Source organism: Klebsiella sp. JN_Kp121 (genome assembly GCF_040062145.1).
In the GTDB taxonomy this organism is placed as follows: domain Bacteria; phylum Pseudomonadota; class Gammaproteobacteria; order Enterobacterales; family Enterobacteriaceae; genus Klebsiella; species Klebsiella aerogenes.
On the sequence record NZ_JBEAHX010000036.1, the window covers coordinates 26631 to 53025 of the forward strand.

The window sequence follows — 26395 nt, forward strand, 5'->3', positions numbered from 1 at the left end:
CTGAAGGATGAAGTATGACGGGTATAAAATACGGCTTGCTGACTTCGGTAGGCTGAGTCCCTTAAGGAGAGGACAATGGTTGCGGTAAGAAGTGCACATCTTAATAAAGCTGGTGAGTTTGACCCGAAGAAATGGATCGCGAGTCTGGGGATTTCCAGCCAGCAGTCGTGTGAGCGCTTAGCCGAGACCTGGGATTATTGTCGCGTAACAACGCAGGGACACCCGCAGGCGGATCTCCTGCTTTGGCGCGGCGTGGAGATGGTAGAAATTCTCTCCATGCTCAATATGGATATCGATACCTTGCGGGCGGCTTTACTGTTTCCGCTGGCGGACGGCAACGTAGTCAGCGAAGAGGTCCTGCAAGAGAGCGTCGGCAAATCCGTCGTTACCCTGATTCACGGCGTGCGTGATATGGCGGCGATTCGCCAGCTTAAAGCCACGCACACCGACACCGTCTCCTCAGAACAGGTCGACAATATTCGCCGCATGCTGCTGGCGATGGTCGATGATTTCCGCTGCGTGGTTATCAAGCTTGCGGAACGTATCGCTCACCTGCGCGAGGTAAAAGATGAACCCGAAGATGAGCGCGTACTGGCAGCAAAAGAGTGTACCAACATCTATGCGCCGCTGGCGAACCGCTTAGGCATCGGTCAACTGAAGTGGGAACTGGAAGACTACTGCTTCCGTTACCTGCATCCAGCCGAATATAAGCGTATTGCTAAGTTGCTGCACGAACGCCGTATCGACCGCGAACATTACATCGATGAGTTCGTCGGCCACCTGCGTTCAGAAATGAAAAATGAAGGCGTGAAGGCTGAGGTATACGGGCGTCCGAAGCATATCTATAGCATCTGGCGCAAAATGCAGAAGAAGCATCTCGCTTTTGATGAGCTGTTTGACGTGCGCGCGGTACGTATCGTCGCTGAACGTTTGCAGGATTGCTACGCGGCGCTGGGGATCGTGCATACCCACTATCGTCATCTGCCTGACGAATTTGATGATTACGTCGCCAACCCGAAACCGAACGGCTACCAGTCTATTCACACCGTGGTGCTTGGGCCGGGCGGGAAAACGGTTGAGATCCAAATTCGCACCAAACAGATGCATGAAGACGCCGAGCTCGGCGTGGCGGCGCACTGGAAGTATAAAGAGGGTGCCAGCGCCGGGGCGAGCGGCGGTCGCGGCCATGAAGACCGTATCGCCTGGCTGCGTAAGCTGATCGCCTGGCAGGAAGAGATGGCCGATTCCGGCGAAATGCTCGACGAAGTGCGCAGCCAGGTCTTCGACGACCGGGTCTACGTGTTTACCCCGAAGGGCGACGTGGTTGATCTGCCGGCGGGCTCAACTCCGCTCGACTTTGCCTACCATATCCATAGCGATGTCGGGCACCGCTGCATCGGCGCCAAAATTGGCGGGCGCATTGTGCCGTTCACCTATCAGCTGCAGATGGGCGATCAGATTGAGATAATCACCCAGAAGCAGCCGAACCCAAGCCGCGACTGGCTGAACCCGAACCTTGGCTACGTGACCACCAGCCGTGGACGCTCCAAAATTCATGCCTGGTTCCGTAAACAGGATCGCGATAAAAACATTCTCGCCGGGCGGCAGATCCTTGACGATGAGCTCGAGCATCTGGGCATCAGCCTGAAGGATGCCGAGAAACATCTGCTGCCGCGCTACAACTTTAATGAACTGGATGAACTGCTGGCGGCTATCGGCGGCGGCGATATTCGCCTTAACCAGATGGTCAACTTCCTGCAGGCGCAGTTCAACAAACCGAGCGCCGCCGAGCAGGATGCGGCCGCGCTGAAGCAACTGCAGCAAAAAACCTACACCCCGCAGAACCGCAGCAAAGACAATGGCCGGGTGGTGGTTGAGGGCGTCGGCAATCTGATGCATCACATTGCCCGCTGCTGCCAGCCGATCCCCGGCGACGAAATCGTCGGCTTTATCACCCAGGGTCGCGGGATTTCAGTACACCGCGCCGACTGCGATCAGCTGGCTGAGCTGCAGTCTCACGCGCCGGAACGCATCGTTGATGCGGTATGGGGCGAGAGCTATTCGGCGGGATATTCGCTGGTGGTGCGCGTGGTCGCCAACGACCGCAGCGGCCTGCTGCGCGACATTACCACTATTCTTGCCAACGAGAAGGTGAACGTGCTGGGGGTGGCCAGCCGCAGCGATACCAAACAGCAGCTGGCGACCATCGATATGACCATTGAAATCTACAACCTGCAGGTGTTGGGCCGGGTGCTCGGCAAGCTGAACCAGGTGCCGGATGTGATCGACGCGCGTCGTCTGCACGGCGGTTAATTCGTCTGTAGGCCGGATAAGGCATAGATGCCTTATCCGGCCTACTATTTTTAAATTTCCAGGATTGTTACATGACTCAAATTGACCGCCTGCTCGGTATTATGCGTCGCCTGCGCGACCCGGAAAACGGCTGCCCGTGGGATAAAGAACAGACCTTTGCCACTATCGCCCCTTACACCCTTGAAGAGACCTATGAAGTGCTGGACGCCATTGCGCGCGAAGATTTTGACGATCTGCGCGGCGAGCTTGGCGATCTGCTGTTCCAGGTGGTGTTCTATGCGCAGATGGCGCAGGAAGAAGGGCGTTTTGATTTCAACGATATCTGCGCCGCCATCAGCGACAAACTGGAACGTCGTCATCCGCATATCTTTGGCGATGCTTCGGCCGGGAACAGTGCGGAAGTGCTGGCGCGCTGGGAGCAGATTAAGAGCGCGGAACGAGCGGAAAAGGCGCAACACTCGGCGCTGGATGATATTCCGCATAGCCTGCCGGCGCTGATGCGCGCGCATAAAATTCAGCGTCGCTGCTCGGCGGTGGGCTTTGACTGGACCTCGCTTGGCCCGGTGCTCGATAAAGTGCATGAAGAGATAGATGAAGTCATGCATGAAGCGCAGCAGGCGGTGGTTGATGAAGCTAAACTTGAGGAAGAAGTGGGCGATTTGCTGTTCGCCACGGTGAATTTGTCCCGTCATTTAGGGGTTAAAGCCGAGGTCGCATTGCAGAAAGCGAACCTCAAATTTGAGCGCCGCTTCCGCGAAGTTGAGCGTATTGTCGCCGCCAGAGGTCTGGAAATGACCGGCGTTAACCTCGAAACCATGGAAGAAGTGTGGCAGGAAGTAAAACGCCAGGAAACTGATCTCTAACGAGTTTTCGTGATCAAGCGCTATTTGTGTGATTTTATAAATAACAAGCGCTTGATTTACGTCAAAAACATTTCGCCAAAAGCGGCTATTTTCTCATTCCGTTATGTTGTTGAAACACCATGTAGCCTGCCTCTTCGAGTTGTTCGAGTCGCAACGCAGGTGCGGCTGGTAGAAAGAAGAGGAGGGGAGAATGAAAGTTTGTGGCGTCACGCATGTTCGGGTATACTACTTTCCCGTCCTGGTTATTCCATCGTTTTACCCTAACTTCTCAGGTTCAGCATGACAACGAACTATATTTTTGTGACCGGCGGGGTCGTATCCTCTCTGGGTAAAGGCATTGCCGCAGCTTCCCTGGCAGCCATTCTTGAAGCCCGTGGGCTCAATGTAACTATCATGAAACTGGATCCGTACATCAACGTCGATCCGGGCACCATGAGCCCAATCCAGCACGGGGAAGTGTTCGTTACTGAAGACGGCGCTGAAACCGATCTGGACCTGGGCCACTATGAGCGCTTCATCCGCACCAAGATGACTCGCCGCAACAACTTCACTACCGGTCGAATCTACTCCGACGTTCTGCGTAAAGAGCGCCGTGGCGACTACCTGGGCGCAACCGTACAGGTTATCCCGCACATCACCAACGCCATCAAAGAGCGCGTACTGGCTGGCGGCGAAGGCCATGACGTGGTGCTGGTTGAAATCGGCGGTACCGTAGGCGATATCGAATCCCTGCCGTTCCTCGAAGCTATTCGCCAGATGGCGGTAGAAATCGGCCGTGAGCATACCCTGTTCATGCACTTGACCCTGGTGCCATACATGGCGGCGGCGGGTGAAGTCAAAACTAAACCGACTCAGCACTCTGTTAAAGAGCTGCTCTCCATCGGTATCCAGCCAGATATCCTGATTTGCCGCTCCGATCGCGCGGTTCCGGCCAACGAACGTGCAAAAATTGCATTGTTCTGTAACGTCCCGGAAAAGGCTGTGATTTCTCTGAAAGACGTCGATTCCATTTATAAAATTCCAGGCCTGTTGAAATCTCAGGGGCTGGACGATTATATTTGTAAACGATTCAGCTTAACTTGTCCGGAAGCAAACCTGGCCGAATGGGAACAGGTAATCTATGAAGAAGCTAACCCGGCAGGCGAAGTCACCATTGGTATGGTTGGTAAGTACATTGAACTGCCGGATGCCTACAAATCGGTGATTGAAGCGCTGAAACACGGTGGTCTGAAAAACCGCGTGACCGTCAACATCAAGCTTATCGATTCGCAGGATGTTGAAACGCGCGGCGTCGAAATCCTTAAAGATTTGGACGCGATCCTCATCCCGGGCGGCTTCGGCTACCGCGGCGTTGAAGGTAAGATCGCCACCGCGCGCTATGCGCGTGAGAACAATATTCCATATCTGGGCATCTGCCTGGGTATGCAGGTTGCGCTGATTGAGTTCGCGCGCAACGTAGCGGGCATGGAAAACGCCAACTCTACGGAATTTGTGCCAGACTGTAAGTACCCGGTGGTGGCGCTGATTACCGAATGGCGTGACGAAGAAGGCAACGTTGAAGTTCGTTCCGAGAAGAGCGACCTCGGCGGCACCATGCGCCTTGGCGCGCAGCAGTGCCAACTGGGTGATGATTCTCTGGTCCGTCAGCTGTACGGCGAGCCGACTATCACCGAGCGCCATCGTCACCGCTACGAAGTCAACAACATGTTGTTGAAACCTATTGAAGCTGCCGGCCTGCGCGTTGCGGGCCGTTCCGGGGATGATCAGTTGGTCGAGATCATCGAAGTGCCGAACCATCCGTGGTTTGTGGCCTGCCAGTTCCACCCGGAGTTTACTTCGACGCCGCGTGACGGCCACCCGCTGTTTGCAGGCTTTGTGAAAGCCGCGAGCGAGTACCAGAAGCGTCAGGCGAAGTAAAAAGAGTTAGAACGGCAATGCACCCAATTGGGTGCATTGTTTGTCTGGAGTTTTAGTTTAACTTGTACTGAGGAAAACCTAATGTCCAAAATCGTTAAAGTCATCGGTCGTGAAATCATCGACTCCCGTGGTAACCCGACTGTTGAAGCCGAAGTACACCTGGAAGGTGGTTTCGTCGGTATGGCAGCTGCTCCGTCAGGTGCTTCTACTGGTTCCCGCGAAGCGCTGGAACTGCGCGATGGCGACAAATCCCGTTTCCTGGGTAAAGGCGTAACCAAAGCTGTTGCTGCGGTAAACGGCCCGATCGCTCAGGCAGTCCTGGGTAAAGATGCTAAAGATCAAGCTGGCATCGATAAGATCATGATCGACCTGGACGGTACTGAAAACAAATCCAACTTCGGTGCGAACGCAATCCTGGCGGTATCCCTGGCGAACGCCAAAGCAGCTGCTGCTTCTAAAGGCCAGCCGCTGTTCGAACACATTGCTGAACTAAACGGCACTCCGGGCAAATACTCTATGCCGGTTCCGATGATGAACATCATCAACGGTGGTGAGCACGCTGACAACAACGTCGACATCCAGGAATTCATGATTCAGCCGGTTGGCGCGCCAACTCTGAAAGAAGCCGTACGTATGGGTTCTGAAGTGTTCCATCACCTGGCGAAAGTTCTGAAATCCAAAGGTATGAACACTGCAGTTGGTGACGAAGGCGGCTACGCGCCGAACCTGGGTTCCAACGCCGAAGCGCTGGCTGTTATCGCTGAAGCGGTTAAAGCAGCAGGCTACGAACTGGGCAAAGACATCACTCTGGCGATGGACTGCGCAGCTTCTGAATTCTACAAAGACGGTAAATACGTTCTGGCTGGCGAAGGCAACAAAGCGTTCACCTCTGAAGAGTTCACCCACTTCCTGGAAGAGCTGACCAAACAGTACCCGATCGTCTCCATCGAAGATGGTCTGGACGAGTCTGACTGGGACGGTTTCGCATACCAGACCAAAGTACTGGGCGACAAAATCCAGCTGGTTGGTGACGATCTGTTCGTAACCAACACCAAGATCCTGAAAGAAGGCATCGAAAAAGGCATCGCTAACTCCATCCTGATCAAATTCAACCAGATCGGTTCTCTGACCGAAACTCTGGCTGCAATCAAGATGGCGAAAGACGCTGGCTACACCGCTGTCATCTCTCACCGTTCTGGCGAAACTGAAGACGCTACCATCGCTGACCTGGCTGTTGGTACCGCTGCAGGCCAGATCAAAACTGGTTCTATGAGCCGTTCTGACCGCGTTGCTAAATACAACCAGCTGATTCGTATCGAAGAAGCGCTGGGTGAAAAAGCGCCGTACAACGGTCGTAAAGAGATCAAAGGCCAGGCTTAATCCTGACTTTTTGTGAAATAAAAATGCCAGTCTGCGGACTGGCATTTTTTTTACCTGCTAATTGCACTTACTTGAAATCGACGGCCATCTGCTGCGGGATAGAAAGCCCGCGGGTGGTTTGTACGCAGCGGTCGATATAATCGGTGAAACGCGGCGGTTTAGGCATGCCCATGCTCAGCAGCTTATCATTGCTGAAGCGGACGTTCAGCGTCGCGAAGGCGCCATACAGGCGCATCGCTTTGAGCATCAGGCGCTCGTTGCACGGGCCAAAAATATCTTTCAACTCACGGCGCATTTTAACCAGCGTCTCGTAGCTGACCTGCGCGTATCGGTCGCCTACCGGAGCCTGCTCCAGCGCTGAGGCCATTGCGCGATCGATTTCCGCAAATTTCACGCTGTTTTCTTCTCCGGCGGAGATATGCACGACTTCACCACGCGCCAACGGACGTTGTAATAACATCAACAGCGCGTCGGCGCAGTAGTCGACCGGGATCACGTCAACACGGTCTTCCAGGGAGCAGAGGAATTTTTGCAGCATCAGCCCCATGCTGAACACCCAAAAAATGCTGCTTGAGGGCTGGCAACCGTGATGAGTATGGCCAACGACGATAGAAGGGCGGGCGATGGCTAAAGGTAACGTCGGACATTGCTCCTGCATCAGACGCTCAATCGTCGATTTGGAATGGGTATACTCCACCAGATGCTCGGCGTGTTCGCGGAATTCAGCGCTTTCAGCGACCAGTGAATCTGGCTCCGGGGTACAGGACATCGCGGTCCCGACGTGCAGAAAACGTTGTAGTCCAGCTACGCGGGACATCCGTTGGGCAAATTTGAACGTTCCTTCGACATTCACCTTCCAGATGAGTGGGTTATTACCAAATGAGGCGACGGCGGCGCTGTTGATCACGTGAGTGACCTGCTCCAGGCGCGGGTCGCTCAGGAACGTCTCCGGTGATGACAAATCGCCGAGCAGGATCTGCCGGGGGGTTAATGCGGCCAGCTTCTCCTCTGCAATATTGAATTTACGCAGGTTTTCCTTCACCCGGGCCAGAGCCGCTTCATCGTTATTGGCTCGCACCAGGAGCAGTAGATTAATCCCATTTTCATTATTGAGGATATTCTCTAATACCGCTCCACCCAGAAATCCGGTAACGCCTGTAATTAATAATGTATTCATGAATGCAGTCTCTCATGGTTGGTCCACTGGATTCTAGGCGCAGAAAATTAAACGGAGATTAAATAAAAACAGGCGGCAACAAGCGCTTTCTTAAGCTTATTTTAAGCTATGGAAATCAAGTGAATTGAATTTGACCCTGAGCGAAGTTAAAAGATTCATTGTTTCATGTATCGGTTTGTACATCATTGATTAATAATTTCTTTTTGTTGCTTTGGACAGCGATGAATAATGTCATTACGATCATCAAAGACATTCTTTGTTACATCTTTATCCGCGCGCAGATACATCTGAATAAAGTAATAAATAATCCAATTCAATGACCAAGTGCGGCGCATGCTAAAATAATACTAAAAATATCGTAAATACATTTTGTGCTTATTTTATAGTTTGCTAGCTAATATAAAAAGATGGCTTACGAAAAGCTGACGATGGGGTCTGGTAATCGCAGCTGAGGACAAGACCTGAGCGCCTGAATCTGCGATAATACCTTTTTACCACCTGAACAGAGATGACTATGCAGTACCCGATTAATGAGATGTTCCAGACCTTGCAAGGCGAGGGTTACTTTACCGGCGTGCCTGCCATTTTTATTCGTTTGCAGGGATGCCCGGTTGGTTGCGCCTGGTGCGATACCAAACATACCTGGGATAAGCTGGCCGATCGGGAAGTGTCTCTATTTAGTATCCTCGCTAAAACCAAAGAGAGCGATAAGTGGGGCCCGGCGACCAGCGACGATCTGCTGGCGATCATTGGCCGTCAGGGATGGACCGCCCGTCACGTCGTGATTACCGGCGGCGAGCCCTGTATTCACGATCTCACGCCGTTGACCGACCTGCTTGAGCAAAATGGTTTCAGCTGCCAGATTGAAACCAGCGGCACGCATGAAGTGCGCTGCAGCCACAACACCTGGGTCACGGTCTCGCCGAAAGTGAACATGCGCGGCGGCTATGATGTGCTTTCGCAGGCGCTGCAGCGCGCCGATGAAATCAAGCATCCGGTTGGCCGCGTGCGCGATATCGAAGCGCTGGATGAACTGCTGGAAACGCTGGCCGATGAAAAGCCGCGTATTATTGCCTTGCAGCCGATTAGCCAAAAAGAAGATGCCACGCGGCTGTGCATTGAGACCTGTATCGCCCGAAACTGGCGCTTATCCATGCAGATGCATAAATACCTGAACATCGCCTGATCCCCGCTTTCATTGCCGGGTAGGTTGCTAACCGCCCGGCAGCTCTCTTCTTCATATATGAATTCATCTTTGCACTCGATTTCAGCGCCGGGGTTGAGATACGCCTTCATGACAGCAGTGCTATCATTGGCGCATTAATTCAGCCGCTGAAGCGGGCGGCTGATACGTTGACTTAAGGAACGAGTTAACCATGCAGCCAATTGATCCACCCACTGCCTTCTCTATGGACTTCTTCTCGCTCAAGGGGAAAACCGCTATCGTTACCGGTGGTAATAGCGGCCTGGGGCAGGCCTTTGCCGTTGCTCTGGCGACCGCCGGCGCGAATTTGTTTGTTCCCGCTCTGCGCGAAGAACACACGCAAACCCGCAAACTTATCGAACAGCAGGGCGTTGAGCTGGAATTCATGCTGGCGGATATCACCGATGGCGGTATGCCGCAGCGGATTATCGCCGCCTGCTGCGAACGTTTCGGTACCGTTGATATTCTGGTGAACAATGCCGGTATTTGTCAGTTGAATAAGGTGCTGCGCTTTGGGCGAACAGACTGGGATCCGATGATCGAGACTAACCTGACCGCAGCGTTCGAGCTCAGCCACGAAGCCGCGAAAATTATGGTTCCGCGGCGAAGCGGTAAGATTATTAATATCTGTTCGGTGTTTTCTTATCTCGGCGGCAGCTGGTCGCCGGCCTATGCCGCCACCAAGCATGCGCTGGCTGGCTTAACCAAAGCCTACTGCGATGAGCTGGGCCCGCATAATATTCAGGTTAACGGCATCGCGCCTGGCTATTACGAAACCGCCATGACCGCTATCACCCGCAGTATCCCAAAAGAGAACCGACGCGTGCTGGCGCATATACCCGCAGGCCGTTGGGGAGAAGCGCAGGATTTAATGGGCGCCGTTGTGTTCCTCGCCAGCCGGGCCTCGGATTACGTTAACGGTCATATTCTGGCGGTGGATGGCGGCTATCTGGTGCGTTGATTCCAACGGCGTGGGATGAAACAGAAAACCGCCATGGCAGCAGCCCGATGGCGGATAGACAGGGCATTACTCGCCGCGATAGACGCAGCCTGCGGTGCAGGTCTCTTTTACCATTACCGCGCTCAGCAGAGGAACCAGCGGTTTCATTTGATCCCAAATCCACTTGGCCAGCACTTCGCTGGTTGGGTTCTCCAGTCCTGGGATATCGTTCAGGTAATAGTGGTCTAAACGATCGTAGGTCGGTTTAAACGCGGCTTTCAGCTCGGCGAAATCCATGATCCACCCGGTATGGGGATCGACTTCACCGGTAATCTCCAGACGCACCATAAAAGAGTGACCATGCAGGCGACCGCATTTGTGGCCTTTCGGTACGTGCGGCAGGTGGTGGGCGGCTTCGAAGGTGAAATCTTTAAACAGCGTGGTGGACATCATTAACTCTCAACAGGACGAAAAAAACCGCCGTAGGGTACCGGAAAGTACATTTTTTAGCATTAACTAAAACGGCCCTGAACGCTAAATCGCCATTTTTGTGGTGTTTTGATGATTTAATTTATTGTTTTTCAATAGGTTAACTAATCTTTTTTGTTGTTAATAACTATAACTAAAACAGGTTAGTCCATTTGGTTATTTGTTATTTCCATCCCTTCTTTAATTGTTAGTATGCCCGCCGTTAACCTTACAATCTCTTCTGTTTTTGTCGCGCTGACAGGGCGTGAATAACAGCTTTGCTTACTGGAACATAACGACGCATGACGACACAGGCCCCACCTTCCAATCTGCTGCCGCTAAACCCGGAGCAACTGGCGCGCCTACAGGCGGCCACGACTGACTTTACGCCAACCCAACTGGCTTGGGTGTCCGGCTACTTCTGGGGCATGCTGAATCAGCAGCCCGGCGCCGTGGTAAGCGCGCCCGCTCAGGCGGTAGAAGCGCCGGCCATCACCCTGATTTCCGCTTCGCAGACCGGCAACGCGCGTCGGGTTGCCGAAGCGCTGCGCGACGATTTGCAGGCCGCGCAGCTGAACGTGAAACTGGTGAACGCTGGCGACTATAAATTCAAACAAATCGCCGGTGAAAAACTGCTGGTCGTGGTGACGTCGACCCAGGGTGAAGGTGAACCGCCGGAAGAAGCCGTCGCATTACATAAATTCCTGTTTTCAAAGAAAGCGCCGAAGCTCGATGGCACCGCCTTCGCGGTGTTTGGCCTCGGCGATACCTCCTATGAGTTTTTCTGCCAGTCCGGCAAAGATTTCGATAGCAAACTGGCCGAACTGGGCGGCGAACGCCTGCTAGACCGCGTTGATGCCGACGTTGAATATCAAGCCGCGGCGGCGGAATGGCGCGCTCGCGTAGTGGATGTGCTGAAGGCGCGCGCGCCGACGGCTGCGCCGGCCCAGCTTGCTACCAGCGGCGCGGTCAATGAAATTCACACCAGCCCATATACTAAAGAAGCGCCGTTGACGGCGACGCTTGCAGTGAATCAGAAAATAACCGGTCGCGACTCGGAAAAAGATGTCCGTCATATCGAGATCGATCTGGGTGATTCCGGCCTGCGTTATCAGCCGGGAGATGCGCTAGGCGTGTGGTATCAGAACGATCCGGCGCTGGTCAAAGAGCTGGTGGAGCTGTTGTGGCTTAAGGGTGATGAACCGGTCACGGTAGAAGGCAAAACGCTGCCGCTGGCGCAAGCGCTGGAGTGGCATTTTGAGCTGACGGTCAATACCGCCAATATTGTTGAGAACTATGCCACCCTGACCCGCAGCGAAACGCTGCTGCCGCTGGTCGGCGATAAAGCGCAGTTGCAGCACTACGCTGCCACGACGCCTATCGTCGATATGGTGCGCTTCTCGCCGGCACAGTTGGATGCCGAAGCCTTAATCGGTCTGCTGCGCCCGCTAACGCCGCGCCTCTACTCTATTGCGTCCTCACAGGCGGAAGCGGAAAACGAAGTCCACGTTACCGTTGGCGTCGTGCGTTATGACATCGAAGGCCGCGCTCGCGCCGGCGGCGCGTCCAGCTTCCTCGCCGACCGCGTGGAAGAAGATGGCGAAGTGCGCATCTTTATCGAACACAATGACAACTTCCGTCTGCCTGCTAACCCGCAAACCCCGGTTATCATGATTGGCCCTGGAACCGGGATTGCGCCGTTCCGTGCCTTTATGCAGCAGCGCGCGGCGGAAGGGGCGGAAGGGAAGAACTGGTTGTTCTTCGGCAATCCGCACTTCACGGAAGATTTCCTCTATCAGGTGGAATGGCAGAGCTACGTCAAAGAGGGCGTGCTGAGCCGAATCGACCTGGCCTGGTCCCGCGATCAACAACAAAAAATCTATGTACAGGACAAACTGCGCGAGCAGGGGGCTGAAGTGTGGCGTTGGATTAACGACGGCGCCCATATTTATGTCTGCGGCGATGCCAATCGTATGGCGAAAGACGTCGAGCAGGCGTTACTGGAAGTGATTGCCGAATACGGCGCGATGGACGCCGAAGCGGCGGACGAATTTTTAAGTGAGCTGCGCGTTGAGCGCCGTTATCAGCGAGATGTCTACTAATGAGCGAAAAACATCCTGGCCCACTGGTGGTCGAAGGTAAACTCTCCGACGCCGAGCGTATGAAGATCGAGAGCAACTACCTGCGCGGCACCATCGCGGAAGATTTAAATGACGGCCTGACCGGCGGTTTTAAAGGCGACAACTTCCTGCTCATCCGCTTCCACGGTATGTACCAGCAGGACGACCGCGATATTCGCGCGGAACGCGCGGCGCAGAAACTGGAGCCGCGCCACGCGATGCTGCTGCGCTGCCGTCTGCCGGGCGGCGTTATCACTACCAAACAGTGGCAGGCGATCGATAAATTCGCCGCGGATAACACCATCTACGGTAGTATTCGTCTGACCAACCGTCAGACTTTCCAGTTCCACGGTATTCTGAAGAAGAACGTGAAGCCGGTGCATCAGATGCTGCACTCCGTTGGCCTGGACGCGCTGGCGACCGCCAACGACATGAACCGCAATGTGCTGTGCACCTCGAACCCGTTTGAGTCGCAGCTGCACGCCGAAGCCTACGAGTGGGCGAAGAAGATCTCTGAACATCTGCTGCCGCGTACCCGCGCCTATGCTGAGATCTGGTTGGATCAGGAAAAGGTCGCCACCACCGACGAGGAACCGATCCTCGGCCAGACCTATCTGCCGCGTAAATTCAAAACGACGGTGGTGATCCCGCCGCAGAACGATATCGATCTGCACGCCAATGATATGAACTTCGTGGCGATTGCGGAAAACGGCAAGCTGGTCGGCTTTAACCTGCTGGTGGGCGGCGGGTTGTCTATCGAGCACGGTAATAAGAAAACCTATGCGCGTACCGCCAGCGAGTTTGGCTATCTGCCGCTGGAGCATACCCTGGCAGTGGCGGAAGCGGTCGTGACCACCCAGCGCGACTGGGGTAATCGTACCGATCGTAAAAACGCGAAAACCAAATATACCCTTGAGCGCGTCGGCGTGGAGACCTTCAAGGCGGAAGTTGAGCGTCGTGCCGGGATCAAATTCGAACCGATTCGTCCGTACGAGTTTACCGGCCGCGGCGACCGCATCGGCTGGGTTAAGGGTATCGATAATAACTGGCACCTGACGCTGTTTATTGAGAACGGCCGTATTCTGGATTATCCGGGCCGCCCGCTGAAAACTGGCCTGCTGGAGATCGCGAAGATTCACAAAGGTGAATTCCGTATCACCGCCAACCAGAACCTGATCATCGCCAGCGTACCGGAAGATCAGAAAGCGCGGATCGAGAAACTGGCCCGCGATCATGGCCTGATGAATGCCGTCACGGCGCAGCGTGAGAACTCAATGGCCTGCGTGTCGTTCCCGACCTGTCCGTTAGCGATGGCCGAAGCCGAGCGTTTCTTGCCGTCGTTTATCGACAAGGTCGAAGAGGTGATGAGCAAGCACGGCGTTGGCGATGAGCATATCGTAACCCGCGTCACGGGGTGCCCGAACGGCTGTGGCCGCGCGATGCTGGCGGAAGTTGGCCTGGTGGGTAAAGCCCCTGGCCGCTATAACCTGCATATCGGCGGCAACCGCAGCGGGACGCGCATTCCACGAATGTATCGTGAAAATATCACCGAGCCGGAGATCCTTGCTTCGCTCGACGAGCTGGTAGGGCGCTGGGCGAAAGAGCGCGAAGCGGGTGAAGGCTTCGGCGACTTTACGGTGCGTGCGGGCATCATTCGCCCGGTGCTCGACCCGGCGCGTGATTTCTGGGAATAACCTGAATTGCCGGATAGCGGCATGAATGCTTTATCAGGCCTACCGTTCGTGTAGGCCTGATAAGCGAAGCGCCATCAGGCAAGGCACACAGTGAGGAATCTATGTCCAAACTCGATCTAAACGCGCTGAACGATCTGCCTAAAGTAGAACGCGTCATGGCGCTGGCGGAAGTTAACACTCAGCTGGAAAAACTCAGCGCCGAAGAACGCGTGGCGTGGGCGCTGGAAAACCTGCCCGGCGACTATGCGCTCTCTTCAAGCTTTGGTATTCAGGCGGCAGTCAGCCTGCATCTGGTGAACCAGCTGCGCCCGGACATTCCGGTGATCCTGACCGATACCGGCTATCTGTTCCCGGAAACCTATCAGTTTATTGATGAATTGACCGAGAAGCTCAACCTGAACCTTAAAGTCTACCGGGCGACGGAAAGCGCCGCCTGGCAGGAAGCGCGTTACGGCAAACTGTGGGAGCAGGGCGTTGAAGGCATTGAGAAGTACAATGAAATCAACAAAGTTGAGCCGATGAACCGGGCGCTGAAGGAGCTCAACACCCGCACCTGGTTTGCTGGCCTGCGCCGCGAGCAGTCCGGCAGCCGGGCGCATTTACCGGTGCTGGCTATCCAGCGCGGCGTCTTTAAGCTGCTGCCGATTATCGACTGGGATAACCGGACGGTTTATCAGTATCTGCAAAAGCACGGCCTGAAATACCACCCGCTATGGGAGCAGGGGTATTTGTCCGTTGGTGACACTCACACTACCCGTAAATGGGAACCCGGTATGGCGGAAGAAGAAACCCGATTCTTTGGCCTCAAGCGGGAGTGCGGATTGCACGAAGGCTAAGCGATGCGCTATGCCGGAGAGTGTTATTCCAAAGCGGACACGCGGGCTATACCGCGGGTTCGCTTTGCGCAAATCAGTTTTTCTTCTCAACTTTCGCCAGCTCTTTCACCAGCGGCAGCATCACTTTGACAACATCGCGCCCGCGGTGCTCGATCCTTCCCGGCAGCGCTTTGTCGATATACTGTTGGTTATCCAGTTGTACATCATGCCAGCTGGTACCCTGCGGGAAGCTACGGGTTTTACTGCGCTGCTGATAGCCATCCTTTTTACCCAATGACCAGTTAGTCGCTTCCACGGAGAGTACCGGGATCCCGGCGTTATCAAAAACGCTGGCATCGTTACAGCAACCGGTGCCTTTCGGGAACTCCGGATTCAGCCCTGGATTGGTGAACGCGGCGATACCGTGACTACGGGCGATAGCCAGCGCGCGATCGCGGGTCAGCTTGCGTACCGATGCCGGCGTGCTGCGCCCGCTATTGAAATAGAGCTTATCGCCGACCACCAGGTTATCGAGATTAATCACCAGCAGCGTATTTTTCTTTTCCGCCTCGCTCATGCGCTTAAGTATGTTTTGCGCGCCCAGGCGGCCTTCTTCCTCGCCGCTGGTGGCGATAAAGCGAATGCCGTAACGGGTGGGGACGTTCTTTAAATGTTCCGCCAGCTCCAGCAGCACGCCGAGCCCCATTGCGTTATCGTCGATCCCCTGCAGCGTCAGGCCGCCAAGGTTGTTCTCAACGTCTTTATCGCTCTGCGGCGCGTAGGTATCGAGGTGCGCCATAATAATGATTTGCTGGCGAGACTGGCCTTCATGCGCGGCGATAACCGTGCTGCCGGTGGCGTTGTGCCAGTTCTTACGTTGATTGCTGTCGGTATAGATGTAGCGGGTATTAAAGCTACGTACGTCGCTCTGATAACCCATCTGGGCAAACTGTTGACGAAGATAATCGGCTGATAGCATCTCGGCCGGCGTACCGGTCATTCTTCCGGGGAAGACGGTAGCAATATGGCGGGCCTGGGTATTGGCGGTGTCGCCCAGGGCGCTGAATGCCGGAGCGGCGGAGAAGACAAAACCTGTGCCAAGCGCCAGCGGCAGCAGACGGCGGCACATCGCGGAAAACATAATGGGTCCTTACACAAGCGAAACATTTCGACCGCGTTAGTATGAAACTGTGACGGCGCTTAAACAATTTCATTTGCTCTTAAATAGCGGAAAATGAGCGTGTTAAGCACTTTTTGATATTTAGATTTCCAGCTCGTTATTCTTTTGCGTCACAACTCATTCCATTTCGTAATTTCATTTGCTCAAGGCCGCCCCCTATAGTCCCTCTATTGCTGAATGTAAGAGAGTTGTTGCGCCGTGGATTACTTGCCCCTGTTTGCCGAGTTGAAAGAGAGACCCGTGCTGGTTATCGGCGGCGGTGAAATTGCCGTCCGTAAGATTAAATTCTTGCTGCGGGCGCAGGCGAAGGTACAGGTGGTCGCCGCCGTCCTGTCGCCGGAGCTCGCTGAACAGGTTGAACGTCAGCAAATCAGCTGGCGGGCAACCGCCTTTGATGAGCAGCAGGTGGACGATGTATTTCTGGTGATTGCCGCCACCGACGATCGTGAACTTAACCAGCGGGTGTTTGCCGCGGCTAACGCGCGTTACCGCCTGGTAAATGTGGTGGATGACCAGCAACTGTGCTCATTCGTCTTTCCTTCTATTGTCGACAGGTCGCCGCTGCTGGTGGCGATCTCCTCCAGCGGCAAGGCGCCGGTGCTGTCGCGCATTCTGCGTGAAAAAATCGAAGCGCTACTGCCCACAAATTTGGGGCGACTGGCTGAAACGGCGAGCTACTGGCGCCATCATCTGAAAACCCGGCTGACCACCACCGAAGCGCGTCGTCGCTTCTGGGAGCGCGTATTCACCGGGCGTTTTGCCAGCCTGATGGTGGCCGGTAACCACGCGGCGGCGGAACGGGCGCTGCAGGATGAACTCGACAGGCCGGAACGCAGCGTGGGCGAAATTATTCTGGTAGGCGCCGGGCCGGGGGATGCTGGCTTGCTGACGCTACGCGGCCTGCAAGCGATTCAACAGGCGGACGTGGTGTTTTATGACCATCTGGTGACCGAGAGCGTGCGGGAACTGGTGCGCCGCGATGCCGAAATGATCTGCGTTGGCAAGCGCGCGGGCGAGCACTCCGTGCCGCAGCACGAAACGAATCAAATGCTGGTGGAGGCTGCCAAAGCGGGGAAAACGGTGGTGCGCCTGAAGGGCGGCGATCCGTTTATTTTCGGACGCGGCGGGGAAGAACTGCAGGCGGCCGCCGCCGCCGGGATCCCGTTCCAGGTGGTGCCAGGCGTTACCGCCGCGGCGGGCGCGACGGCCTATGCCGGCATTCCGCTGACCCATCGCGATTATGCGCAAAGCGCAGTTTTCGTCACCGGTCACTATAAATCTGACAGCGCGCCGTTTGATTGGGCGCTGCTGGCGAAGAGCCAACAAACGCTGGCGATTTACATGGGCACCATGAAAGCGGCGGACATCAGCGCTCAGCTGATCGCCCATGGCCGCGACGCGAATACCCCGGTGGCGGTGATTTCCCGCGGCACCCGCGAGGATCAGCAGACGCTGACAGGAACGTTACAACAGCTCGAACATCTGGCGAAAGATGCCCCAATGCCCGCACTACTGGTGGTGGGCGAAGTGGTACAGCTGCATCAGCAGCTCGCCTGGTTTCAACACACAACGACAGCGGAAGGGTTTAACTCTTCTGTGGTAAATCTGGCTTAAGGAACGGTTATGGACCAAAAACGACTCACTCACCTGCGGCAACTGGAGGCGGAAAGCATCCATATCATTCGTGAGGTGGCCGCCGAATTCTCTAACCCGGTGATGATGTACTCCATCGGTAAAGATTCCAGCGTAATGCTGCATCTGGCGCGCAAAGCGTTTTATCCGGGGACCCTGCCGTTCCCGCTGCTGCACGTCGATACCGGCTGGAAATTCCGTGAGATGTATGAATTCCGTGACCGTACCGCCAAAGCCTATGGCTGCGAACTGCTGGTGCATAAAAACCCAGAAGGGGTGGCGATGGGCATCAACCCGTTCGTTCACGGCAGCGCCAAGCACACCGATATCATGAAAACCGAAGGCCTGAAGCAGGCGCTGAACAAATACGGCTTTGATGCCGCATTCGGCGGCGCGCGTCGTGATGAAGAAAAATCCCGCGCTAAAGAGCGCATTTACTCCTTCCGCGATCGTTTCCACCGCTGGGACCCGAAAAATCAGCGTCCGGAGCTGTGGCATAACTACAACGGCCAGATTAACAAAGGCGAAAGCATTCGCGTCTTCCCGCTCTCTAACTGGACCGAGCTGGATATCTGGCAGTACATCTATCTGGAAAATATTGAAATCGTTCCGCTGTACCTGGCGGCAGAGCGCCCGGTACTGGAGCGTGACGGCATGCTGATGATGATTGATGACGACCGTATCGATCTGCAGCCGGGCGAGATGATCAAAAAGCAGATGGTGCGCTTCCGTACCCTCGGCTGCTGGCCGCTGACCGGCGCGGTAGAGTCCAACGCGCAAACGCTGCCGGAAATTATTGAAGAGATGCTGGTATCCACCACCAGCGAACGTCAGGGGCGCGTCATTGACCGCGACCAGGCAGGCTCCATGGAGCTGAAAAAACGTCAGGGGTATTTCTAAGGAGCCGCCATGAACACTACGATTGCACAACAAATTGCTAAAGAAGGTGGCGTAGAAGCTTATCTGCACGCGCAACAGCACAAAAGCCTGCTGCGTTTTCTGACCTGCGGCAGCGTCGATGACGGCAAAAGTACCTTGATTGGCCGCCTGCTGCACGATACGCGCCAGATTTATGAAGATCAGCTCTCTTCCCTGCACAATGACAGCAAGCGTCACGGCACTCAGGGCGAGAAACTGGATCTGGCGCTGCTGGTGGATGGCCTGCAGGCCGAGCGCGAGCAGGGCATCACCATTGATGTCGCCTATCGCTACTTCTCGACTGAGAAACGCAAATTTATCATTGCCGACACGCCGGGCCATGAGCAGTACACCCGTAATATGGCGACCGGCGCGTCCACCTGCGATCTGGCGATCCTGCTGATTGACGCCCGCAAAGGCGTGCTCGACCAGACTCGCCGCCACAGCTTTATCTCTACGCTATTAGGGATTAAGCACCTGGTGGTCGCGGTGAACAAAATGGATCTCGTCGAGTTCAGCGAAGCGCGCTTCAATGAAATTCGTGAAGATTATCTGACCTTCGCCGAACAGCTGCCGGGCAAGCTTGATATCCGTTTCGTGCCGCTCTCGGCGCTGGAAGGGGATAACGTCGCCACCCAGAGCGATAAAATGCCGTGGTACAGCGGCCCGACGCTGCTGGAAGTGCTGGAAACCGTTGACATCCAGCGCGAGGTTGAAAGCCAGCCGCTGCGCTTCCCGGTGCAGTACGTGAACCGTCCGAACCTGGATTTCCGCGGTTTCTCCGGCACCGTCGCTTCCGGTACGGTCACCGTTGGCCAGCGCCTGAAGGTATTGCCGTCGGGCGTGGAGTCGAACGTGGCGCGTATTGTCACCTTTGACGGCGACCTGCCGCAGGCCGGGGTGGGGGAAGCGATCACTATCGTTCTGAAAGATGAAATCGACATCAGCCGCGGCGATTTGCTGGTTGACGCTGAAGCCTCGCTGCCTGCGGTACAAAGCGCCAGCATCGACGTCGTGTGGATGGCGGAACAGGCGCTGTCGCCGGGCCAGAGCTATGACATTAAAGTGGCTGGCAAGAAAACCCGCGCCCGCGTTGACGCTATCCGCTATCAGGTGGACATCAACAATCTGACCCAGCGTGAAGTCGAAACCCTGCCGCTGAACGGCATTGGGCTGGTGGAGCTGACCTTTGACGAGCCGCTGGTGCTTGATCCATATCAGAACAACCCGGTGACCGGCGGGCTTATCTTTATCGATCGCCTGAGCAACGTGACGGTTGGCGCGGGAATGGTCAACGAACCGCACCTGCAGGTGCAGGCCCCGACGTCGCAGTACAGCGCGTTTGAACTGGAACTGAATCAGCTGATTCGGAAACACTTCCCGCACTGGGACGCGCGCGATCTGCTGGGAGGCAAGTAATGGCCCGGCATGACGAAAACGTCGTCTGGCATGCGCATCCGGTGACCCGAGAGCAGCGCGAGCAGCACCATGGCCATCGCGGCGTGGTGCTGTGGTTTACCGGCCTCTCGGGGTCGGGTAAATCCACCGTCGCCGGGGCGCTGGAAGAGGCGCTGCACGAGCTTGGCGTAAGCACCTATTTGCTTGACGGCGATAATGTGCGTCACGGGCTGTGCAGCGATCTGGGATTCAGTGACGACGATCGCAAAGAGAACATTCGCCGCGTCGGTGAAGTGGCTAAGCTGATGGTCGATGCCGGGCTGGTTGTATTGACGGCGTTTATATCTCCGCATCGAGCGGAACGGCAGATGGTACGTGAGCGTTTGGGGGAAGGACGCTTTATCGAGGTCTTTGTCGATACCCCGTTAGCCATCTGTGAGACGCGGGATCCAAAAGGATTGTACAAGAAGGCGCGGGCAGGGGAGTTGCGCAATTTTACCGGTATTGATTCGGTCTATGAATCCCCGGAGAATGCTGAAATTCATCTGGATGGTGAACAATTGGTAACAAATTTGGTGCACCAACTATTAGACCTGCTTCGACAGAGCGATATTATCAGATCCTGAAAAGGCAACGGCATCGAGGGGTGCCGGTCGGCCGGTCAACAGGATTCGATATGCGCAATACCCAGAACCTCAGTATTATTCGTTCAGAACCGCCTCCGGCGGCCAGCGACGAGACCACCTGGTCTTTGTCGGGCGCCGCCGTGGGCTTTATTTCGTGGCTGCTGGCGCTGGGTATTCCCTTCCTCTTGTATGGCGGTAATACGCTCTTTTTCTTCCTCTACACCTGGCCTTTCTTCCTTGCCATTATGCCGGTCGCCGTGGTGGTCGGTATTGCGCTACATTCATTACTGGACGGCAAGCTGATTTACAGCGTTTGCGCGACGATTTTAACCGTCGGGCTGATGTTTGGTCTGCTGTTCCTCTGGCTGTTGGGATAGCCTTTTTGGGATGAATCAAGCCTGGGTATCCATCGCAAAAATGTGGTACAGTCCCCGCGTTACGCGGCATCGTCCGCGCGCCAGGGTAGAGTACTCCGGCGAGTTATGGGATGATGATGCCGTTTTTCAGGGGGCAGGATGGGTAAATTAACGCTGCTATTATTAGCTTTGCTGGTCTGGCTACAGTACTCGCTGTGGTTTGGCAAAAATGGTTTGCACGACTATAGCCGGGTTAATGACGATGTCTCCGCTCAGCAGGCCACTAACGCCAAATTAAAAGCGCGCAACGATCAGCTTTTCGCCGAAATTGACGATCTCAACGGCGGTCAGGAAGCGATCGAAGAACGCGCACGCAATGAACTCAGCATGACCCGCCCGGGCGAAACGTTCTATCGTCTGGTGCCGGATGCATCAAAACGCAATCAGGGTTCTGCGCAGAATAATCGATAAACAAGCCCAGGATGACAATATGGCAGCCACTTTTCCGGGCGTTTGCGCCGTGGTGCCGGCAGCCGGTTTTGGCCGCCGTATGCAAACGGAGTGCCCGAAACAATATCTCTCAATCGGTAACAAAACGATTCTCGAACATTCGGTCGCCGCGCTGCTGGCGAACGAACGCGTTCAGCGGGTGGTGATCGCCGTCAGCCCCGGCGACCTCCGCTTTAGTCAACTTCCCTTAGCCCATCATCCGCAGGTCACCGTCGTTGACGGCGGCGCCGAGCGCGCCGATTCGGTACTGGCGGGGCTAAAAGCGTTAGCGGATGCGCAATGGGTGCTGGTTCATGATGCCGCGCGACCGTGCCTGCATCAGGACGATCTCTCGCGACTGCTGGCGCTGAGCGCGACAAGCCGCGTCGGCGGCATACTGGCGGCGCCGGTGCGCGATACCATGAAGCGTGCCGAACCGGGCAAAACCGCGATCGCCCATACCGTTGAACGCAATGATTTATGGCATGCGCTGACGCCGCAATTTTTCCCGCGTGAACTGCTATTTGACTGCCTGACGCGCGCGCTGGATGAAGGCGCGACCATCACCGATGAAGCGTCGGCGCTGGAGTACTGCGGCTTCCATCCCGAATTGGTCGCCGGACGAGCTGATAATATTAAAGTAACGCGCCCGGAAGATCTGGCGCTGGCCGAATTTTACCTTACCCGTTCCCGACACCAGGAGAAGGCTTAATGCGAATTGGACACGGTTTTGACGTACACGCTTTTGGCGGTGAAGGGCCAATTATTATTGGCGGGGTACGTATTCCTTATGAGAAAGGGCTGCTCGCCCATTCCGATGGCGATGTCGCGCTACATGCGCTGACCGACGCGCTGCTGGGCGCCGCGGCGCTCGGCGACATCGGTAAACTGTTCCCGGATACCGATCCGGCCTTTAAAGGCGCGGATAGCCGGGAGCTGCTGCGTGAAGCGTGGCGGCGGATACAGGCGAAGGGATATACCCTTAGCAACGTTGACGTCACCATCATCGCCCAGGCGCCAAAAATGCTGCCGCATATCCCGCAGATGCGCGTGTTTATCGCCGAAGATCTCGGCTGCCATATGGACGATGTCAATGTGAAAGCGACCACCACCGAGAAGCTTGGCTTCACTGGCCGTGGCGAAGGCATCGCCTGTGAAGCGGTGGCGCTGCTGCGTAAGGCTGCGCAATGATCGCCTTTGATGACTTAACATACCTGCACGGCAAGCCGCTGGGTCAGGGGCGGCTGAAGGCCAATCCGGAAGACTTTCTGGTGGTCGAAGACCTCGGTTTCGCTCCTGATGGCGAAGGCGAACATGTGCTGGTGCGGATTCTGAAAAATGGCTGCAACACCCGTTTTGTTGCCGACGCGCTGGCGAAATTTCTTAAAATCCATGCGCGCGAAGTGAGCTTTGCCGGGCAAAAGGATAAGCACGCGGTCACCGAACAGTGGCTGTGCGCCCGCGTGCCGGGCAAAGAGATGCCGGATCTGAGCAAGTTTCAGCTCGAAGGCTGCCAGGTGCTGGAGTATGCACGCCATAAGCGTAAGCTGCGTTTAGGCGCGCTGAAGGGCAACCAGTTCACGCTGATCCTGCGGGAAATCAGCGATCGCGACGATGTCGAAAAGCGCTTGCAGGCGATTGCCGACGGCGGCGTGCCGAACTATTTTGGCGCGCAACGCTTTGGTATCGGCGGCAGTAACCTGCAGGGCGCTTTGCGCTGGGCCGAGAACGGCGAACCGGTGCGCGATCGCAATAAACGCAGTTTTTGGTTGTCGGCGGCTCGCAGCGCGTTGTTTAATCAGCAAGTTGCAATTAGATTAAAAAAAACGGAATTTAATCAGGTTGTTGATGGCGATGCGCTACAATTAGCGGGGCGCGGAAGCTGGTTTGTGGCAACCACCGAAGAGTTGGCGGAATTGCAGGCGCGGGTCGATAACCGCGAGCTGATGATTACCGCTGCGCTACCGGGCAGCGGCGACTGGGGCAGCCAACGCGACGCGCTGGCCGCCGAGCAAGCCGCGATAGCCGAAGAAACGTCGCTACAGGCGCTGCTGGCGCGCGAAAAAGTTGAAGCCGCGCGCCGGGCGATGCTGCTGTATCCGCAGCAATTGTGCTGGAACTGGTGGGATGATGTCACTGTTGAACTGCGCTTCTGGCTGCCAGCGGGAAGTTTTGCCACCAGCGTGGTAAGGGAACTTATCAATACAACGGGTGACTATGCGAATATTGCTGAGTAACGATGACGGTATCCACGCGCCGGGGATCCAAACCCTGGCGAAGGCCTTACGCGAATTTGCCGAGGTCCAGGTCGTTGCACCCGATCGTAATCGCAGCGGCGCCTCAAATTCGCTCACGCTGGAATCTTCTCTGCGCACGTTCACCTTTGAAAATGGCGATATCGCCGTCCAGATGGGCACGCCGACCGACTGCGTTTATCTCGGCGTTAACGCGCTGATGCGCCCGCGCCCGGATATTGTGGTCTCTGGAATCAACGCGGGCCCCAATCTTGGCGATGATGTTATCTATTCCGGTACCGTCGCGGCCGCGATGGAAGGCCGCCATCTTGGTTTTCCCGCCCTTGCCGTTTCGCTGAACGGCTATCAACATTACGATACCGCGGCGGCAGTGACGTGCACCATTCTGCGCGCGTTAAGCCGCGAGCCGCTGCGTACCGGGCGGATCCTCAACATCAACGTGCCGGATCTTCCCCTCGAGCAAATCAAAGGCATTCGCGTCACCCGCTGCGGCAACCGGCACCCGGCCGACCAGGTCATCCCGCAAAAAGATCCGCGCGGCAATACGCTGTACTGGATCGGCCCGCCGGGTGACAAGCGCGATGCCGGGCCGGGGACCGATTTTGCGGCGGTGGATGAAGGCTATGTTTCCGTAACGCCATTGCATGTCGATTTAACCGCTCATCAGGCACATGAGGTGGTAACCGATTGGTTAGAACGCGTCGGGGTTGATACGCAATGGTAAGTAAACGTGTTGAAAGTTTGTTGAATCAGCTACGCACTCAGGGCATCGTCGATGAGCGGGTCCTCGAGGCAATCGCGCAGGTTCCGCGCGAAAAATTCGTTGATGAAGCCTTTGAACATAAGGCGTGGGAAAACACCGCGCTGCCGATTGGCCAGGGGCAAACCATCTCGCAGCCTTATATGGTGGCGCGGATGACGGAGCTTCTGGAACTGACGCCGGACTCAAGGGTGCTGGAAATTGGCACCGGCTCCGGCTATCAGACGGCGATCCTGGCGCACCTCGTGCACCACGTCTGCTCGGTTGAGCGGATTAAGAGCCTGCAGTGGCAGGCGCGTCGGCGTCTTAAACAACTTGATTTACATAATGTTTCAACCCGTCATGGCGATGGATGGCAGGGTTGGCAGGCTCGCGCGCCTTTTGACGCGATTATCGTCACCGCCGCGCCGCCGGAAATTCCGGCCGCGCTGATGGCGCAGCTTGATGAAGGCGGCGTGCTGGTTTTGCCTGTCGGTGAAGAACATCAGTACCTGAAGCGGATCCGTCGCCGCGGCGGCGAATTTTTCATCGATACCGTCGAAGCCGTTCGCTTTGTTCCGCTCGTCAGAGGGGAACTGGCCTGAACCCGGATTATTCCAGGTTTTTTTTGCCTAAGTTTAGGCGTAGGGTGGACACATTTTTCAGTGTCCTGGCCGGGCGCTGCCCGGTAAGCAAGATATTGGCAGTTAACATATTCCTGGGGGATAAATGAGCGCGGGAAGCCCAAAATTTACCGTAAGCCGTATTGCGGCGTTGTCACTGGTTTCACTCTGGCTGGCCGGGTGTACAAATACCAATAATCCGCCTGCGCCGGTGAATTCGGCAAGCGGCGCTGCGTCCTCCAGCACCAATTCCGGGATGCTGATTACACCGCCATCCTCCGGCGCGCAGCAAGTTCCGCCGGCTCAGCCGATTCAGCCGATGCAGACCCAGCCAATTCAGACTCAGCCGACCCAGGTTCAGCCGATGGCTCAGCAACCGGTGCAGACGGTGAACGGTAAGATTGTTTACAACCGTAAATATGGCGATATTCCGAAAGGCAGCTACACCGGCGGCAGCACCTATACCGTCAAGCGCGGCGATACCCTGTTCTATATCGCATGGGTCACCGGCAACGATTTCCGCGACCTTGCGGAACGCAACAACGTCCCGGCGCCGTACGCGCTGAACGTGGGCCAGGTGCTGCAGGTCGGCAACTCCGCAGGCCAGCCGATCACCGGCGAAAACCCGGTATCTCAGGCTAGCGCGCAAGCGAGCGGCGGTGCGACGGCCACCACAACTTCTGCACAAAAATCCACCGCAGTGGTTGCGTCACAACCGACTATTACGTATTCTGAATCTTCAGGTGAACAGAGTGCTACTAAGATGTTGCCGAATAATAAACCAGCTACGACCACGACAGCGGTCGCTCCGGTTACGGCGCCATCAACCGTTAGCACAACCCAACCGACTGCAAGCAGTACGTCTACCAGTTCGCCGATCTCATCATGGCGCTGGCCGACTGATGGCAAGGTTATCGAGAACTTTAGCGGCGCGGAAGGCGGCAATAAAGGTATCGACATTGCAGGCAGTAAAGGACAGGCTATTGTCGCGACCGCCGATGGGCGCGTCGTCTATGCCGGTAACGCACTGCGCGGTTACGGTAATCTTATTATCATCAAACACAACGATGATTACCTGAGTGCCTACGCTCATAACGATACCATGCTGGTTCGGGAGCAACAGGAAGTCAAAGCGGGGCAGAAAATCGCTACCATGGGTAGCACCGGAACCAGCTCAACAAGATTACATTTTGAAATTCGTTACAAGGGGAAATCCGTCAACCCGCTGCAGTACTTACCGCAGCGATAATTTGGCAAAGTACGGATAAGCGTAACACCATGAAAGGCG

24 protein-coding genes are annotated in these 26395 nt (G+C 55.7%); 21 read left to right on the top strand and 3 right to left on the bottom strand.

Going from position 1 to position 26395, the window contains the following annotated elements; all coding sequences use genetic code 11:
- The first annotated feature begins 75 nt into the window (after positions 1-75).
- The 4 genes from relA (at position 76) to eno (ending at position 6473) form a co-directional block, all read left to right on the top strand.
- The gene (gene relA, locus ABLU86_RS23250; RefSeq protein ID WP_015369965.1) at positions 76-2313 is read left to right on the top strand and encodes a GTP diphosphokinase; all 2238 of its coding nucleotides are present in this window, start codon (positions 76-78) and stop codon (positions 2311-2313) included.
- A gap of 71 nt (positions 2314-2384) precedes the next feature.
- Positions 2385-3176, top strand: coding sequence for a nucleoside triphosphate pyrophosphohydrolase (gene mazG, locus ABLU86_RS23255; protein ID WP_042895334.1), 792 nt, complete (start codon positions 2385-2387; stop codon positions 3174-3176).
- A gap of 279 nt (positions 3177-3455) precedes the next feature.
- A complete protein-coding gene (gene pyrG, locus ABLU86_RS23260; protein ID WP_015703305.1) occupies positions 3456-5093 on the top strand; it encodes a glutamine hydrolyzing CTP synthase in 1638 nt (545 codons plus the stop codon).
- Between the two features lie 81 nt (positions 5094-5174).
- On the top strand, positions 5175-6473 hold the full coding sequence (eno, locus tag ABLU86_RS23265; RefSeq protein WP_015369968.1) for a phosphopyruvate hydratase: 1299 nt from the start codon (positions 5175-5177) through the stop codon (positions 6471-6473).
- 67 nt (positions 6474-6540) lie between these two features.
- Here the strand turns inward: eno and ABLU86_RS23270 are convergent, their stop codons facing one another.
- A complete protein-coding gene (locus tag ABLU86_RS23270; protein WP_015369969.1) occupies positions 6541-7650 on the bottom strand; it encodes an SDR family oxidoreductase in 1110 nt (369 codons plus the stop codon).
- Positions 7651-8164: 514 nt separating this feature from the next.
- Between ABLU86_RS23270 and queE the strand changes: the two genes are divergently transcribed.
- Together queE and ABLU86_RS23280 are read left to right on the top strand one after the other, a co-directional pair.
- Positions 8165-8836 (top strand): 7-carboxy-7-deazaguanine synthase QueE, encoded by a 672-nt coding sequence (gene queE, locus ABLU86_RS23275; protein WP_348796335.1) that lies wholly within the window; start codon positions 8165-8167, stop codon positions 8834-8836.
- Positions 8837-9026: 190 nt separating this feature from the next.
- A complete protein-coding gene (locus ABLU86_RS23280) occupies positions 9027-9815 on the top strand; it encodes an SDR family oxidoreductase (protein ID WP_072207341.1) in 789 nt (262 codons plus the stop codon).
- A gap of 66 nt (positions 9816-9881) precedes the next feature.
- On the opposite strand, the gene queD is transcribed toward ABLU86_RS23280, so the two are convergent.
- Positions 9882-10247, bottom strand: a complete 366-nt coding sequence (gene queD / locus ABLU86_RS23285) for a 6-carboxytetrahydropterin synthase QueD (RefSeq protein WP_015369973.1) — start codon at positions 10245-10247, stop codon at positions 9882-9884.
- A 317-nt stretch (positions 10248-10564) separates the two neighbouring features.
- Between queD and cysJ the strand changes: the two genes are divergently transcribed.
- The 3 genes from cysJ (at position 10565) to cysH (ending at position 14912) form a co-directional block, all read left to right on the top strand.
- Positions 10565-12364, top strand: a complete 1800-nt coding sequence (gene cysJ / locus ABLU86_RS23290; protein ID WP_015369974.1) for an NADPH-dependent assimilatory sulfite reductase flavoprotein subunit — start codon at positions 10565-10567, stop codon at positions 12362-12364.
- A complete protein-coding gene (gene cysI, locus ABLU86_RS23295) occupies positions 12364-14076 on the top strand; it encodes an assimilatory sulfite reductase (NADPH) hemoprotein subunit (RefSeq protein WP_015369975.1) in 1713 nt (570 codons plus the stop codon). Before cysJ ends, cysI begins: the two co-directional genes overlap by 1 nt.
- A gap of 101 nt (positions 14077-14177) precedes the next feature.
- Positions 14178-14912, top strand: coding sequence for a phosphoadenosine phosphosulfate reductase (gene cysH, locus ABLU86_RS23300; protein ID WP_015369976.1), 735 nt, complete (start codon positions 14178-14180; stop codon positions 14910-14912).
- Between the two features lie 73 nt (positions 14913-14985).
- Here the strand turns inward: cysH and ABLU86_RS23305 are convergent, their stop codons facing one another.
- Complete coding sequence (locus ABLU86_RS23305) at positions 14986-16032, bottom strand: aminopeptidase (RefSeq protein WP_015703300.1); 1047 nt, start codon at positions 16030-16032, stop codon at positions 14986-14988.
- 246 nt (positions 16033-16278) lie between these two features.
- Between ABLU86_RS23305 and cysG the strand changes: the two genes are divergently transcribed.
- From cysG to nlpD, 12 genes are all read left to right on the top strand, one after another.
- Positions 16279-17685 (top strand): siroheme synthase CysG, encoded by a 1407-nt coding sequence (gene cysG, locus ABLU86_RS23310; RefSeq protein WP_162184003.1) that lies wholly within the window; start codon positions 16279-16281, stop codon positions 17683-17685.
- 9 nt (positions 17686-17694) lie between these two features.
- Complete coding sequence (gene cysD, locus ABLU86_RS23315; protein WP_015369979.1) at positions 17695-18603, top strand: sulfate adenylyltransferase subunit CysD; 909 nt, start codon at positions 17695-17697, stop codon at positions 18601-18603.
- A gap of 9 nt (positions 18604-18612) precedes the next feature.
- A complete protein-coding gene (gene cysN / locus ABLU86_RS23320) occupies positions 18613-20040 on the top strand; it encodes a sulfate adenylyltransferase subunit CysN (RefSeq protein ID WP_063443425.1) in 1428 nt (475 codons plus the stop codon).
- Complete coding sequence (gene cysC / locus ABLU86_RS23325; RefSeq protein WP_015369981.1) at positions 20040-20645, top strand: adenylyl-sulfate kinase; 606 nt, start codon at positions 20040-20042, stop codon at positions 20643-20645. Before cysN ends, cysC begins: the two co-directional genes overlap by 1 nt.
- 50 nt (positions 20646-20695) lie before the next feature.
- On the top strand, positions 20696-21022 hold the full coding sequence (locus ABLU86_RS23330) for a DUF3561 family protein (protein ID WP_015369982.1): 327 nt from the start codon (positions 20696-20698) through the stop codon (positions 21020-21022).
- 138 nt (positions 21023-21160) lie between these two features.
- Positions 21161-21472 (top strand): cell division protein FtsB, encoded by a 312-nt coding sequence (ftsB, locus tag ABLU86_RS23335; RefSeq protein WP_015369983.1) that lies wholly within the window; start codon positions 21161-21163, stop codon positions 21470-21472.
- 19 nt (positions 21473-21491) lie between these two features.
- Positions 21492-22202, top strand: a complete 711-nt coding sequence (ispD, locus tag ABLU86_RS23340; RefSeq protein ID WP_020078075.1) for a 2-C-methyl-D-erythritol 4-phosphate cytidylyltransferase — start codon at positions 21492-21494, stop codon at positions 22200-22202.
- A complete protein-coding gene (ispF, locus tag ABLU86_RS23345) occupies positions 22202-22681 on the top strand; it encodes a 2-C-methyl-D-erythritol 2,4-cyclodiphosphate synthase (RefSeq protein WP_110916222.1) in 480 nt (159 codons plus the stop codon). The genes ispD and ispF overlap by 1 nt, the downstream gene beginning before the upstream one ends.
- Positions 22678-23727 (top strand): tRNA pseudouridine(13) synthase TruD, encoded by a 1050-nt coding sequence (truD, locus tag ABLU86_RS23350; protein WP_015703295.1) that lies wholly within the window; start codon positions 22678-22680, stop codon positions 23725-23727. The genes ispF and truD overlap by 4 nt, the downstream gene beginning before the upstream one ends.
- Positions 23708-24469 (top strand): 5'/3'-nucleotidase SurE, encoded by a 762-nt coding sequence (surE, locus tag ABLU86_RS23355; protein ID WP_015369987.1) that lies wholly within the window; start codon positions 23708-23710, stop codon positions 24467-24469. The genes truD and surE overlap by 20 nt, the downstream gene beginning before the upstream one ends.
- Entirely contained in the window at positions 24463-25089 is a 627-nt protein-coding gene (locus ABLU86_RS23360) for a protein-L-isoaspartate(D-aspartate) O-methyltransferase (protein ID WP_015369988.1), read from the top strand. Before surE ends, ABLU86_RS23360 begins: the two co-directional genes overlap by 7 nt.
- Before the next feature lie 124 nt (positions 25090-25213).
- A complete protein-coding gene (nlpD, locus tag ABLU86_RS23365; protein WP_015703293.1) occupies positions 25214-26356 on the top strand; it encodes a murein hydrolase activator NlpD in 1143 nt (380 codons plus the stop codon).
- Positions 26357-26395 lie beyond the last annotated feature (39 nt).